The sequence below is a fragment of the Bradyrhizobium sp. Tv2a-2 genome, assembly GCF_000472425.1.
Classification (GTDB): domain Bacteria; phylum Pseudomonadota; class Alphaproteobacteria; order Rhizobiales; family Xanthobacteraceae; genus Bradyrhizobium.
In genome coordinates, this window is record NZ_AXAI01000004.1 from 374,233 (window position 1) to 387,070 (window position 12,838).

Annotated in this window: 13 protein-coding genes; 1 reads left to right on the forward strand and 12 read right to left on the reverse strand. The window is 62.3% G+C overall.

The features are described 5' to 3' along the window. Positions 1 to 1,456: 1,456 nt before the first annotated feature. From A3AI_RS0110530 to A3AI_RS0110600, 11 genes are all read right to left on the reverse strand, one after another. Positions 1,457 to 1,942, reverse strand: coding sequence for a hypothetical protein (locus A3AI_RS0110530; protein ID WP_024515541.1), 486 nt, complete (start codon positions 1,940 to 1,942; stop codon positions 1,457 to 1,459). A 272-nt stretch (positions 1,943 to 2,214) separates the two neighbouring features. Further along, positions 2,215 to 2,682 (reverse strand): hypothetical protein, encoded by a 468-nt coding sequence (locus A3AI_RS47400; RefSeq protein WP_156927713.1) that lies wholly within the window; start codon positions 2,680 to 2,682, stop codon positions 2,215 to 2,217. A gap of 1,041 nt (positions 2,683 to 3,723) precedes the next feature. Next, positions 3,724 to 3,876: a hypothetical protein gene (locus A3AI_RS47405; RefSeq protein WP_156927714.1), complete on the reverse strand. Its 153-nt coding sequence runs from the start codon at positions 3,874 to 3,876 to the stop codon at positions 3,724 to 3,726. A gap of 814 nt (positions 3,877 to 4,690) precedes the next feature. Next, entirely contained in the window at positions 4,691 to 4,957 is a 267-nt protein-coding gene (locus A3AI_RS0110565; protein ID WP_024515546.1) for a hypothetical protein, read from the reverse strand. 1,165 nt (positions 4,958 to 6,122) lie between these two features. Continuing rightward, positions 6,123 to 6,362 (reverse strand): hypothetical protein, encoded by a 240-nt coding sequence (locus A3AI_RS48730; protein ID WP_198030090.1) that lies wholly within the window; start codon positions 6,360 to 6,362, stop codon positions 6,123 to 6,125. An 82-nt stretch (positions 6,363 to 6,444) separates the two neighbouring features. Then, positions 6,445 to 7,923 carry an Asp-tRNA(Asn)/Glu-tRNA(Gln) amidotransferase subunit GatB gene (gatB, locus tag A3AI_RS0110575; RefSeq protein ID WP_024515547.1) on the reverse strand — a complete coding sequence of 493 codons (1,479 nt, stop codon included), beginning with the start codon at positions 7,921 to 7,923 and terminating at the stop codon, positions 6,445 to 6,447. Then, on the reverse strand, positions 7,920 to 8,225 hold the full coding sequence (locus A3AI_RS0110580; protein WP_024515548.1) for a hypothetical protein: 306 nt from the start codon (positions 8,223 to 8,225) through the stop codon (positions 7,920 to 7,922). The genes gatB and A3AI_RS0110580 overlap by 4 nt, the downstream gene beginning before the upstream one ends. Continuing rightward, positions 8,216 to 9,691, reverse strand: a complete 1,476-nt coding sequence (gatA, locus tag A3AI_RS0110585) for an Asp-tRNA(Asn)/Glu-tRNA(Gln) amidotransferase subunit GatA (protein WP_024515549.1) — start codon at positions 9,689 to 9,691, stop codon at positions 8,216 to 8,218. Before gatA ends, A3AI_RS0110580 begins: the two co-directional genes overlap by 10 nt. After that, positions 9,688 to 9,909: a hypothetical protein gene (locus A3AI_RS0110590; protein WP_024515550.1), complete on the reverse strand. Its 222-nt coding sequence runs from the start codon at positions 9,907 to 9,909 to the stop codon at positions 9,688 to 9,690. The genes gatA and A3AI_RS0110590 overlap by 4 nt, the downstream gene beginning before the upstream one ends. 28 nt (positions 9,910 to 9,937) lie before the next feature. Continuing rightward, entirely contained in the window at positions 9,938 to 10,225 is a 288-nt protein-coding gene (gene gatC, locus A3AI_RS0110595; protein ID WP_024515551.1) for an Asp-tRNA(Asn)/Glu-tRNA(Gln) amidotransferase subunit GatC, read from the reverse strand. Positions 10,226 to 10,304: 79 nt separating this feature from the next. Further along, positions 10,305 to 11,381: an NAD(P)H-dependent flavin oxidoreductase gene (locus A3AI_RS0110600; RefSeq protein ID WP_024515552.1), complete on the reverse strand. Its 1,077-nt coding sequence runs from the start codon at positions 11,379 to 11,381 to the stop codon at positions 10,305 to 10,307. A gap of 196 nt (positions 11,382 to 11,577) precedes the next feature. On the opposite strand from A3AI_RS0110600, the gene ruvX reads away from it, so the two are divergent. Continuing rightward, positions 11,578 to 12,054 (forward strand): Holliday junction resolvase RuvX, encoded by a 477-nt coding sequence (ruvX, locus tag A3AI_RS0110605; RefSeq protein ID WP_024515553.1) that lies wholly within the window; start codon positions 11,578 to 11,580, stop codon positions 12,052 to 12,054. Here the strand turns inward: ruvX and A3AI_RS0110610 are convergent, their stop codons facing one another. Next, on the reverse strand, positions 12,055 to 12,834 hold the full coding sequence (locus tag A3AI_RS0110610; RefSeq protein ID WP_024515554.1) for a CPBP family intramembrane glutamic endopeptidase: 780 nt from the start codon (positions 12,832 to 12,834) through the stop codon (positions 12,055 to 12,057). Positions 12,835 to 12,838: the final 4 nt, after the last annotated feature.

Consider the following 12,838-nt stretch of genomic DNA (forward strand, 5'->3'; position numbering starts at 1 on the left):
TGAGCATCGGCGAAGATTCGGAAAAATGGAATGATCGGGATGCCCGGACAGGAAGTCACCGCGATGCTGCGCGAGTGCGCTCAAAAGCCCTGACGGGCGGCGCGGCGGCGGCAGCGCGGCTTAACCATGGTCGCGCTTTGAATGAGCCAGCCTGGCAGAATCATCGGCGATGCCCCCTCACCCGCCGCCATTGATCTCATTCATGAAGATAAACAGGAACGAAGCGCGAGCTCACCGCTTAAGGTTGGGGCAAGCTAGGCGGAGAATGCTAATGTCACAGGTGAAACAGCAGAAATTTGCAACTAACGCCGCCGCCGTCACGGCACTCGGCGCCACGGGACTGGGTCTTTCGCTGGCGGGGAGCGCGTCGGCATCGACGATGCCAACCGCTCATCCGCAGTCATCGAATCTCCCGCCGCCCAATCAGCGCTTCGTCCTTGACGAGGAGGAAATGGCTGACGTCAGCCTCGCCACCTTCCATCTCTTCGATAAGGAACAGGCTGGCGGCGATGTGCAGCTCGCCGTCGTTGTTCGCGGCTGCCGAGGCTGCGGTGGCTGCCGTGCCTGCGGAGCTTGGCGTGGCTGCCGGTGCGGTGGTTGCGGTGGCTGCGGTGGCTGCTGCGCGCGCTGGGGACGCTGCCGCTGGTGCTAAGCTCCACGACCTAGACCGTGCCGGAAGCGGTCGAGCCGGGTGCGAACGGCTGGCGATCATAGGAGCGCAGCTGCGGCGCACCTGGCGAGCTCCGCCCGGTCTGCAATCGGAGCTGCCCGAAAGGCCCGCGAGCTTCGTCGTCGAGAGGATTGGGAATAGCCCCGAACGCCCCTGCCGCCGCAGGGTCGCTCACCCACTGAACTGTCGAGGGCTGGGGGGCTATCGGTCCAGCGGGCGCGTTAACTTTTATTGCACTGCGCGTGGGAAATTGAGTCATGCGAAAGAGGTACCTCCAAATTGCCGCCGCGGCCCTTGAAGTGGATGAACTCTCTTCCGCCATGAACGCACCAAAGATAAGGCTGGGGAATTTCAGTTATCCAGTGCGTAACGCAGCGCCGCCAAGCGAATATATTCCGCTCGGGCGGCGCTGTGCTTTTTCAGCCGGACGACCCAGGTTTCAAAGAACCCCACCGGCGCTGCACGTGGCCCCCCTCCCCCCGACATCTTGCACGACGAGGCGCTGGAGCGCCTCTTCGCCCTGACCCAAAATGCGAGCTGCAAGACAGGCGACCGCTTTATCGCCTGCGAAAGGTCGAGAGCCTGCCCAAATTGCTTAACGGATTGTTAAACGGCAAGCGGCAGTCTTACGCTTACTCGATCGAGGACCACGCTGCCTAATTCGCCCCCCAGCCCCAAGGCAGCGTTCGGAAGGCCGGCGGCATATCACCCGCCGGCCTTTTCATCGCGATCACCGCGCTGTCCATCGCTTCAGACGTAACACCAAGATCGACCTCTGCCCTTCGCTCAGCGGAAGGCGCCAGCCGCCGCAGACACTGCAACCGCGAACGCTATCTGCGAGCCGACGCCTAATCGCCAAGCCAACTTACGCTTGGAGTGGATCCACCCATGAAAGCGCTGGAGTGAGACAAGCGGCTCCCGCGGATGAACGCTATGTAAGAACTGAAGCGGATCAGGCAGCATTGCAGCGATCGCGCCGAGCGAAACAACCCACGCCGAAGCAGGCGTGGCAAACAACCAGATCGCAAGCGCAAGGCCTGCACAGGCGTCAAGTCCAATACAAATCAGATCGATCATCACGGTTCGGGTCAACTTAAGGCGCCGGTTATCGGCGCCCTTCCCGACGGAGATGGATCGAAGCGGATAGTCCCAATGTGGAATAGCGTCGATTGCAAAGTGGCTGGCGAAGCCCGCCGCCGCCGCCAGTATGGGATCAGACGGGAACAGGCTGGCTATCGCGCCGCCAACGATAGCGTGGGTGCTCAAAACCATTCCAAAGCATCTCCCGCGGTTCAAGATCAGCACCAGAGGTGCGTGGCGAGGCCGGTGAACGGACGGCCTGCGTTTCGCCCCCGAAAGGCCTAGAGGCAGCCCGAATTCATTAAATTCCGGTTAACCACACCGTAGCACGCTTAGGCGCCTGGAATGCAGCGGAACCGGCCTGTCGACCGAGCCGGCAGTTGCAAGAGGAGGTCGGCGGCGTAATGCCCGCCGACCTTTTTCTTGGGCTGAGATCAGCATCTATCGGGGTCGCTAAAATCTTCTCAAAACCAGCAACCAAGTTCGCAGAATTTTTTGATTTGAATGCCGAACCTTCCGGCAAGGGGAATTAGATGAACAGCTTGGCCGACCACGGCCTCCCGCTCGTGCGGCTCAAAGAACAAAGGCGGGACCTTATCGTCTCCCTGCAAAGAACACGGGGGCCGATTAGCGGTTGGCAACTGATGCAGATCGCTGCACTTCAGCAGGTCATTACGGCCTGTGAAGAGGTCCTGGTTGACCTCGATGCCGAGGTAGAGGTCCGCGCGCTCACCTCCCAGAACAACGTCGTCCGTCTTCGCAATCAATGACAAATGCCGCGTTTTCTCATCAGGGCAGGAGGCAAGGGCGATTGGATGATCTGGGATCGCGTTACGCGAGGTGCGGCAAGCCTCGATGATCGAAAACTCGTTCGTTTGTCTCGCGATGCTGCCGAAGCGGCACTCGCGCGACTCCTGACGCCCGGAAAACAATCACCGACGAGACGCTCCATCGAAGTCGGCCGCTGGCAAGTCTTGTATGGGCATCAGATCGTTGACTGCCGCGATGAGACTGAAGCGAAGGTGATTGCCCGAAGGCTGCTGAAGAGGCGCCTGAAGATTTCAGCCCGACTGGTAGATGGGCAGATGATACTCTGGACGGTCGAAGGACGTGACCAACTGCGAGCCTGGCTGTCGAGGTGACCCTCCGACCAGTCGCAACTGCCCGGCCGCGGCCAATCTGTTCTTACCGCCGCTCCGGCGCATGTTCCTTGATTTCGACCGGCACGGCTTTCCGGGATCCCGATCAAGAGCGCTCGAATAGTTCTACGACAGATGCGGTAAACATGCTGAAACAGACAAAGGCGCCGCACACGAAGAAGATCAAGAGGGCTTCCGCGACACTCGTCATTCGCGCGAATAAGCCGACGTAAAGAACCAATGCGATGGGCAATGCGGACTGAAGGAGGTTCACGACCCAGCGCGCGGCCCGATCGCCAAGCTTGGCAATTATGAGCTGAAAAGGTACGGCGGACACAGTGCGGCTCCGAAATAAGTGGATGTGAAAATAATGCGCACTCAAAAAAGTCTAGGTACGAGAAAAACGAAAAAGCACCTAGACGCGCAACACAGCGCGCCGAATCGGGCATTTGTTTGCTCAAAACGTAGCGCTTGTGAGCAAGAGCGCCGATGCCCGACGCACCCGGGTGGTCACCGGGCGGCCACGATCCGGATGGAACCACGGAACCGTTCGCGGCGTTGGTCAGACAACTCAAACGCTCCGGCTGCGGAATAGGCGAAGAATGAGCGACGAGCAGAGGCGAAAAGAGCCACCACTATGTCCCCGCTGTGGGGCCAGGACAAAACTGGGTGGCGTACTCCTTGTGACCAAAAGCGGGAAACCGACTCGCGTCTTCGGCTGCGGTAAGTGCACCACAGTTGTGTGGCAGGACGAGCCGGGCCAGGTAAACTAGGCGTCGACCCGACAATATTGGCTGGGGTAGCGCGCCGGCATTTCCTTATGAGCGGATCCCTCTACTTGTCTAGCCAGACATCCTCCATGCGCCGGCTTGTCGGCAGATCAGAGACTGTGGTCTCGAGGCTGACCTGCGGCTTGTGCTGGTCGAAGACGACGAGATTGTTGAACACCACAGCCAGCCCGGAGGGCGTTCGGGACAGCTTTGTCACTCCGGCTTTCTGTCCGGACGCTCGACAAGCTCGTACGAGGGGACGTGGGTACTTTCATGCCACGATTCTAGCGCAGCGCCGCAGACCGCGCAGATCGCGTCACCCGTATGCGGCACCAAGAACTTCTCTTCGGTGCGCCGGTACTCAGCGCCGCAATTGCATTGAACAATTGTCGACATGCCCGGAATATGCACTCGGAAATGCGAATTTTCCAGCCTCTGGCCAAGCGGAACGCACCATTTCAGGTCTGCGGGCAGCGCAGCGTGGGAGCGGCGGCTGCGGGGCAGCAATTTCAGAGGGCGGAGGGGTCGGTATTTTTCATCACATCCGTCCATGCGGCCTGAGAATGTGGTAGTCTGCGTGGCCAAGACGGGGGGTCTTGTCGTGCGGAGACGGAGGCCACTGCAATGCGCCTTCACACATATCGGGACGAAAGCTGCTCCAGACATTTTGACATCATAGTCGAAGGCGATCCCCCATGGACCATTGACTTGGTCGCTGTAACAGCCTCGGCCATTCTCGTGCTGGGCTTCGCTGGCGCTCTGGCGGCACAGTTGGTCCGCTGATCGGATATATGCAGGACGCGACCGGTAGCAGCAATGCGGTTACGCCCTCATCGATACGGCGTGCCCTTCACAGCCGCCGGCGGACTTTCATCATACTCCGCCCGGTCGGCGATGAGCCGACGGCGCCGTGGCCACGACGGGCGGGCTTGCATGCCGGCCATGCCACCGACAAAAAATCCGGATCGCCATGGCAGTCCATCGCGATCCGGATAAAGCTTTTGGTCGCGCGATCGAAAGAGCGCCACCGCTCAATGCGTCGCGATCCAGGCGCGGGCCTCGCGCTGGGCGCGGGCGATCTCATCGTCAGACATCTGCTCGGCGACCTCGCGGCGTAGCGCAATCGCGTCCGCCCGCCCCTTGAGTGCGGCGAGGTTGAACCATTTATGCGCGGCGACGAGATCGACGAGGCCAGAGCGGCCGCTCGCCCAGTAAAGCCCGCGGTCAAACAGCACGTCCGGGATCGCGGTCTCGGCAACCGGCATCGCCAGACCCTGATCGATCATACCCTGAAACATAAGTAGCTCCCCTTTTTCTTAGCGCCGCCGCCCTTTTGCCGAGCGCGGCTCCTGTCCACTTGATCCCTGCTATCCCCCAAGCCGCTTCGGGCCTGTTGACGCTGATCATGGCCGTTCAAATTTGAAGGGCAGTTTAAGAGGTGCGATGAACCAGACGTAAACGCGATAAGCCGGCGGTTGCAAGAAGTGCCTGTATTTCAAGGATTTGTGCCGGCGCGTGACGTTCGGTTTACCGTGCTGGTTGGGCTGGCGATAACCATTGCTGGACGTGGTGCGAGAGGACCGCAGGGCTCAACCGCCCTTCTCTCCCTCGCCATGTGCGTGCCTGCGACCCGGCAACAGGCGGCTACTCGGTCATGACGACGGTGGGTCGAACCTGGATCAGGCGCTCACGGCGGCGATCGGGCTCGGCGAAGGCGCGGGATGATGACATTGAATGGGACGGAGCAACGCGCCGCTGGTCGCAAGCCGGACGAAGGCCGAGCCGTGCTGGCGCCGCCGGGATACCTGCCATCGATGTCGGGGGAATGAGAAAGTGCCGGCAGCTTGACCCGGCTCGCTGGGAACGAGGGCGTCGGCGAACACGTCAGGACCAAATTTCGAACCGGAAGGAGCTTCCGGTGAAACTGCGGTCCCTCCTGAGAGGGAAGGATCCGCACCGAACGAAGAAAGCTTGTCTCTTCTACTGGACCGGCTCTCGAGCCGAGGCTTTCAAAACGACGGTCCAGCCGCTTGACCTGATGTCTCGCCGACACCCTCTTTCGTCAACCGGAGCGCTCTGGTTTGTCCCATCGGCTCCAATGACGTGCCGGCAAAGAAGCCTGCCGGCATTTTAGTAAGTCAGACGAGACTTACTTCTTCTTCTTGGCGACCTTGCGGGTCTTCTTCGCAGTCTTCTTCACTGCGCTCTTCGCCTTCTTCGCCTTCTTCGCTTTCTTAGCCATAGTGCCCTCCGATTAGTGAGATGGCTGTTCAATGCTGCGTGCACTCGGGAATCGAGATGCACGACATCCCGAATACACCAACACACCGAAAAAAACAGCGTCCCGCTTAAAGAAGTGTTGACGAGCAAAGACGTGTCCGCGCAGAGCACTTCGACTCGCGATCGTGTAGGACGCGCGCAAGACCAGGCGAAGCGTGTGAGAATTTTCGCAGTCCGCGCTTTTCAAGAATGCAGGAAATGCCTGCGCTGCAGTACTTTCTCGGATTGATGTTTGATGCTTGCGAAATCGTCGCGCCATCTCCGTTTGTCGCGACGCATGTGAAAAACACCGTTGCGCGGACTCTGAGTCGCTCGTTTTGGCAATGAAAAAATTTTCATGATTAACGCCGCCGGGGCTTCCGCCGGGAGTGCCGACGGCGGCTGACGAGCCGAATCGTGGATCGCCGATTCGGATCGGCGCATGGCCGCCCGTCGTCATTGCCAGAGTGAGCGGTCGTCGCCGAGGCTCCTCGCGATGACGAAAGACCGTCTTCGGTCTTCGGCCTCAGACGCCGAGCTTGGACTTCAGCAGCGCGTTGACAGCTTTCGGATCAGCCTTGCCGCCGGTCGACTTCATCACCTGGCCGACGAACCACTGGATCGCGGCGGGCTTGGCCTTTGCCTGCTCCACCTTGTCGGGATTGGCGGCAACGATGTCGTCGACCACCTTCTCGATGGCGCTCACGTCGGTGACCTGCTTCATGCCGCGCTCTTCGACCAGGCGCTTCGGGTCGCCGCCGTCCTGCCAGACGATCTCGAACAGGTCCTTGGCGATCTTGCCGGAGATGGTGCCCTCTCCGATCAGGTCGACAATGGCAGCCAATTGCGCGGCGGAGACCGGCGAGGTCGCGATGTCCTTGCCTTCCTTGTTGAGGCGGCCGAACAGCTCGTTGATCACCCAGTTGGCGGCGACCTTGCCGTCACGTTTGGCGCTGCCGAGCTTGCCCAGCACGGTTTCGTAGAAGTCGGCGCTCTCACGCTCGGCCACCAGCACGCTGGCGTCATAGGGCGACAGACCGAGGTCAGCGACGAAACGCGCGCGCTTCTGGTCCGGCAGCTCGGGCAGCCCCGCCTTCAGCTCGTCGACGAAGCTTTGCGAAAACTCCAGCGGCAAGAGGTCGGGATCGGGGAAGTAACGGTAGTCGTGCGCCTCCTCCTTGGAGCGCATCGAACGCGTCTCGCCCTTGTTGGGGTCGAACAGGCGGGTCTCCTGCTCGATCGCGCCACCGTCCTCGATGATCTCGATCTGGCGGCGCGCCTCGTACTCGATCGCCTGGCCGATGAAGTTGATCGAGTTCATGTTCTTGATCTCGCAGCGGGTGCCGAGCGGGCCGCCCACCTTGCGCACGGAGACGTTGACGTCGGCGCGCAGGTTGCCCTTCTCCATGTCGCCGTCGCAGGTACCGAGATAGCGCAGGATCGAGCGCAGCTTGGTCACGTACGCCTTGGCCTGCTCTGCGTCACGGACGTCAGGCTTGGAGACGATCTCCATCAGCGCGACGCCCGAACGGTTGAGATCGACAAAGGACATGGTCGGTGACTGATCGTGCACCAACTTGCCGGCGTCCTGCTCCAGATGCAGCCGCTCGATGCCGATGGTCGCCGTCTTGCCGCCGTCGAGTTCGACGGTGACCTCGCCCTCGCCCACGACCGGCGACTTGTGCTGGCTGATCTGGTAGCCTTGCGGCAGGTCGGGGTAGAAATAATTCTTGCGGTCGAACACCGAGCGCAGATTGATCTTCGCGTTCAGGCCAAGCCCGGTGCGCACCGCCTGCTTGACGCACTCCTCGTTGATAACAGGCAGCATGCCTGGCATCGCCGCATCGACCAGCGAGACATGACTGTTCGGCTCGCCGCCGAAGGCGGTGGACGCACCGGAAAACAGTTTCGACTTCGAGGTGACCTGGGCATGCACCTCCATGCCGATCACGACCTCCCAGTCGCCGGTTGCGCCCTTGAGAAGCTTGCCGCTCGTTGCCGTCATGCCTTGTCATCCTCAATCAGGGCGAATGCGATCCGCTCCCATTCGGCTTCCAGAGTCTCTTTCGCGACCGGCTGGCCGGCCTGCCGATACCAGTAGGCCGCATTGCCGAGATCGCCCTCGACGCGGTGCAGATAGGCATGCACCCAGGCCGCCTCGCGCGTCGGCTCGTCCTGCACGATCCTGTGCGCCTTGTCCCAATCGCCTTTTGCCGCCCACCAGAGCCCGGCGAGCGACGGCGCAAGTGAAGGCGTGGGCGCTGCGCCCGACAGGCTTGCCTTGAGGTCGGCTAACCTCACCACCACCTCGCGGGTGTGAAGCGCCCCGCCGCCTGCTCGATCACCTCGCCGAGCGAGAACAGCGTGTCCTCGTCAAAGGGCTTGCCGATCAGCTGCAGCGCCAGCGGCAACCCCTGCGCATCCTTGCCCGCGGGCACCGCGATGCCCGGCAGCCCCGCCATGTTTACGGTCACCGTGAAGATGTCGTTGAGATACATCTCGATCGGATCGGCGCCACCCTTCTCGCCGACGCCGAAGGCGGCCGACGGCGTCGCCGGCGTCAGGATCGCGTTCACGCCCTTGGCAAAGCAGTCCTCGAAGTCCTTCTTGATCAGCGTGCGCACCTTCTGCGCCCGCAGATAATAGGCATCGTAATAACCGGCCGAAAGCACATAGGTGCCTATCATGACGCGGCGGCGCACCTCGGCACCGAAGCCGGCGGCGCGGGTACCCTCATACATCTCGCCGATCGAGCGGCCGGGCACGCGCAGGCCGTAACGCACGCCGTCGTAGCGTGCGAGGTTCGACGACGCCTCCGCCGGCGCCACGATGTAATAGGCCGGCAGCGCGTATTTGGTGTACGGCAGCGACACTTCGACAAGTTCGGCGCCGGCGGCCTTCAGCCAGGCCGCGCCCTCGCTCCAGAGCTTTTCGATCTCGGTCGGCATGCCGTCGAGGCGATACTCTTTGGGGATGCCGATCTTCATCCCCTTCACGGACTTGCCGATCGCGGCCTCGTAGTCCGGCACCGGCGTGTCCACCGAGGTGGTGTCCTTGGGATCGTATCCGGCCATCGAGCGCAACAGGATCGCGCTGTCGCGCACGGTGCGCCCGATCGGACCGGCCTGGTCCAGCGAGGATGCGAACGCCACGATACCCCAGCGTGAGCAGCGGCCATAGGTCGGCTTGATGCCGACGGTCGCGGTGAACGCGGCCGGTTGGCGGATCGAGCCGCCGGTGTCGGTCGCGGTCGCGCCCATGCAAAGGAGAGCCGCCACTGCCGACGCCGAGCCGCCGGACGAGCCGCCCGGCACCAGGTTGGTGTTCGAGCCCTCGCGCCGCCAGGGATTGGCGACCGGGCCGAAGCAGGAGGTCTCGTTCGACGAGCCCATGGCGAACTCGTCATTGTTGAGCTTGCCGAGCATGACGGCGCCATCGCGCCAAAGCTGGGACGTCACGGTCGACTCATAGGTCGGCACGAAGTCATCCAGGATCTTTGAGCAGGCCGTGGTGCGCACGCCCTTGGTCGCGAACAGGTCCTTGATCCCGAGCGGAATTCCGGCAAGCGGCCCGCCCTCGCCTTTGCCAATCTTGCCGTCCGCCTCGCGCGCCATGTCGCGGGCTTTGTCCGGCGTTTCAAGCACGAAGGCGTTGAGCGCGCGCGCGTCCTCGATCGCCTTGAGATGCGCATCCGTCAGCTCAAGCGAAGTGAATGATTTGTTCGCGAGGCCGTCACGGGCCTCGGCGATCGTCAGCGATGTAAAGTCGGTCATTTATTGATCGGGCTGCAAAAGAACGGAGACAGGGTCTTGTCGTTTTTGGGATCGTCGTTGTTAAGCGTTTTGGCGCGGGCCTTGTCCGCAGCCTCGAGCCCATCGAGCACGGCATTGACCGCGGCCTCGGGATCGGCTGCCTTGCCCTGGCGCTCCATCGTGTCGAGATAGTTCATATAGGCTTGGTAGGCCTTTTCATCGTCGCAGAGCATACACATCGCAACGTCCCGCTATTCCAGGAAGGGGTTATTCGACGACCTTCGGCACCAGGAAGAAGTGGTTCTCGGTCGCCGGCGCATTCTTCACGATGTCGTCGGAGATCTCGCCATCATTGACCACGTCGGCGCGCTTCTTCATCTCCATCGGCATGACAGACGTCATCGGCTCGACGCCGGAGACATCCACCTCCGATAACTGCTCGACAAAGCTCAGCATGGCATTGAGCTCGCCCTGCAGATGCGGAACCTCGGCATCATTCACCGCAATGCGCGCGAGATGCGCGATCCGGCGGACGGTATCGGCGTCGACTGACATTATATAGGGCCTCGGACGGCAGTTTCAGCCTGCCGTATAGCAGAGGCCGCTTTTGCACCGCAACCGCGGCTGGAGGCGCCTATCCGGCCAATTTACGCATTTGCGCCTGCGCGGCCTCGGCGAGCGAACGGGTCAGCTCGGCGGCGGGCAGTTCGCGCCCCATCGCCACCGCCTGGCCTGCCCAAAGATTGGTGAAATCGGCGTTGCCTCGCTTCTCGGCGGCCTGCCGCAACAGAACGAAGGCGGTTGCCGCATGGGGAAAAGCCGGTGCATCGGGCGAAATCGGACCCACCTCGCGCATGGCACGGTTGGCGACACCGCGTGCCGGCCGCCCGGTCATCACATTGGTGATCACGGTCGAATCGTCAGAGGCTTGCGCCAGCGCGCCCCGTGCGACAGCGCTGACCTTGGATTCGGGGCAGCGCAGATATGCGCTGCCGATCTGGACGCCGGCCGCGCCCAGCGCGAAGGCCGCCGCGATCCCCCGCCCGTCGGCGATGCCGCCGGCAGCGACAACCGGCACCTTCACGGCATCGACCACCTGCGGCACCAGCGCGAACGTGCCGGGCTGGTGCGCGATATTATCGGTCAGGAACATGCCGCGATGACCGCCGGCCTCGGCGCCTTGCGCGATGATGATGTCGGAACCGTTGGCCTCGAGCCAGATGGCCTCCTTCACGATGGTCGCCGATCCCATCACAAGGCAGCCGGCCGCCTTGACGCGCTTGAGCAGCGCGGGCTCCGGCAGGCCGAAATGGAAGCTGACGACCTCGGGCTTCAATTCCTCCATCAGCTCACACATTGCCGCATCGAACGGCGCGCGGCTGGCGGCATTGACCGATGCGGCAGGGTCGAGCCCCATCTCCCTGTAATACGGTGCGAGCCGCTGTCGCCAGCCGGCCTCCCGGCTAGCGTCGGCTTCGACCGGCCGATGACAGAAAAAATTGACATTAATCGGCGCCGCAACACGCTGGCGGATGATGTTGACCTGTTCGCGCGCTTTCTCCACCGAGAGCATGGCACACGGCACCGAGGGGAGCCCGCCGCCTTGCGCCACCGCAATCGCGATCTCGGCATCGATGGCGCTCGCCATCGGCGCGAGCAGGATCGGATGTTCGATCTTCAACAAGTCCGTGAGGCGGCGATCCGGCCACATGTTCTGTTCTTTCGCTTTGAGGCAATAAGCGAGCAGCGTTGCGCGCCCGGACGAGAGAGTAGCCCTCTCCGCGCCTGCCGGAAATTCAATAATTGAGAATGTTCCGATCTCGATCCTGCAATGAGAACAAGTCAGGCACGCACCGCCCGCGCATTGCGGCTTTGCCTCGGCCTGCCGGCACATGTTATGCCGCGCCATGCCCGCTCCAATCCTTCCCCTGACCGAAGCGATCACGCATTGGCCCGCGCGCGGTGCGCTGATTGGGCTCGACCTCGGCACCAAGACCATCGGCGTTGCCGTATCCGATCCCGATCGCCGGCTCGCGATCGGGGTCGAGACGGTCAAGCGCAAGGCGTTCAAGCTTGACGCCGCCCGCCTGCTCGCCGTCGCCGCGGAGCGGAAGGCGGCCGGCTTCGTGCTGGGATTGCCGATCAACATGGACGGCAGCGAAGGCCCCCGCGCGCAATCGACCCGCGCCTTTGCCCGCAACCTGGCGCAACTGACCGAGCTTGCAATCGCGCTGTGGGACGAGCGTCTCTCGACCGCGGCAGTGGAGCGCGAATTGATCGGCATGGACGTCAGCCGCGCCAAGCGCGCCGAGGTGATCGACGAGCACGCCGCGATCTTCATCCTGCAGGGCGCGCTCGACCGGCTGGCGAATTTGAACAGATAGCTAGCCCTGCCCCGCGAGCCAGATCGTTTGCGCGACCGCAGCAAGATTGTTCAGGCCATGCAGCACGATAGTCAGCCAGATCGAGCCGCTGCGGTAGCGCAGGTAGCCGAACCACAGACCGAGCGTGAACACCTCGCCGAAGAAGAACCAGTTGTATTGCAGATGCAGTCCGGTCCACACCAGCGACGACAGCACGATGGCACCGATAGGGCCGAGCCGCGTCTCGGACCAGCCGCGATAAAGAAAGCCGCGGGCAAAAAACTCCTCCGAGATCGGCGCGGCGACGCAGAAGGCCACGGTGAGAAGCAATACTGCACCGTCGGCGCGCGCGGACTTCAACACATCCACCATGAATCCGGGCTCGGATTCGTGACCCGACACACGTGACAACACCTCCCAGATCCCAATCACGGCCACGAGGCCGACGATGCCGATTGCGAGATTCTTCCAGGATGTCCGGCGCAGCGCGAGATAGTTGGCGAAGGACGTGTCAGTGAAGCTGATCGCAAACCACAGCGCGGCAACCACCGCCGGCAGGCCCATGATGACCGACAGCGAGATGGTCAGCCCGCTGCTGGCGGCGGCGCGCACGGTTTCGGCGATGTCGGTCGCTTCGCGGTTGCGCAAAACCTCATAGACCAGCACCAGGGCCTGGCCGGCGAACAGTGCGGCAAAGGCGAACACGCCCCACAGCGCGGTGCCCCAGAATTTCCAGACATGCCGCCTGGGCGGCGCGGAGGCAGCAAGCTCGGGTGAAGTTTCGGGGGTAAGGGAATCCATTAGT

Coding starts and splice junctions, on each gene's coding strand:
- A3AI_RS0110530 (WP_024515541.1), bottom strand. CDS start 1,942: ATGGTTTTGAGCACCCACGCTATCGTTGGCGGCGCGATAGCCAGCCTG.
- A3AI_RS0110565 (WP_024515546.1), bottom strand. CDS start 4,957: ATGTTTCAGGGTATGATCGATCAGGGTCTGGCGATGCCGGTTGCCGAG.
- A3AI_RS48730 (WP_198030090.1), bottom strand. CDS start 6,362: ATGCGCCGATCCGAATCGGCGATCCACGATTCGGCTCGTCAGCCGCCG.
- gatB (WP_024515547.1), bottom strand. CDS start 7,923: ATGACGGCAACGAGCGGCAAGCTTCTCAAGGGCGCAACCGGCGACTGG.
- gatA (WP_024515549.1), bottom strand. CDS start 9,691: ATGACCGACTTTACATCGCTGACGATCGCCGAGGCCCGTGACGGCCTC.
- A3AI_RS0110590 (WP_024515550.1), bottom strand. CDS start 9,909: ATGTGTATGCTCTGCGACGATGAAAAGGCCTACCAAGCCTATATGAAC.
- gatC (WP_024515551.1), bottom strand. CDS start 10,225: ATGTCAGTCGACGCCGATACCGTCCGCCGGATCGCGCATCTCGCGCGC.
- A3AI_RS0110600 (WP_024515552.1), bottom strand. CDS start 11,381: ATGTGGCCGGATCGCCGCCTCACGGACTTGTTGAAGATCGAACATCCG.
- ruvX (WP_024515553.1), top strand. CDS start 11,578: ATGCCCGCTCCAATCCTTCCCCTGACCGAAGCGATCACGCATTGGCCC.
- A3AI_RS0110610 (WP_024515554.1), bottom strand. CDS start 12,834: ATGGATTCCCTTACCCCCGAAACTTCACCCGAGCTTGCTGCCTCCGCG.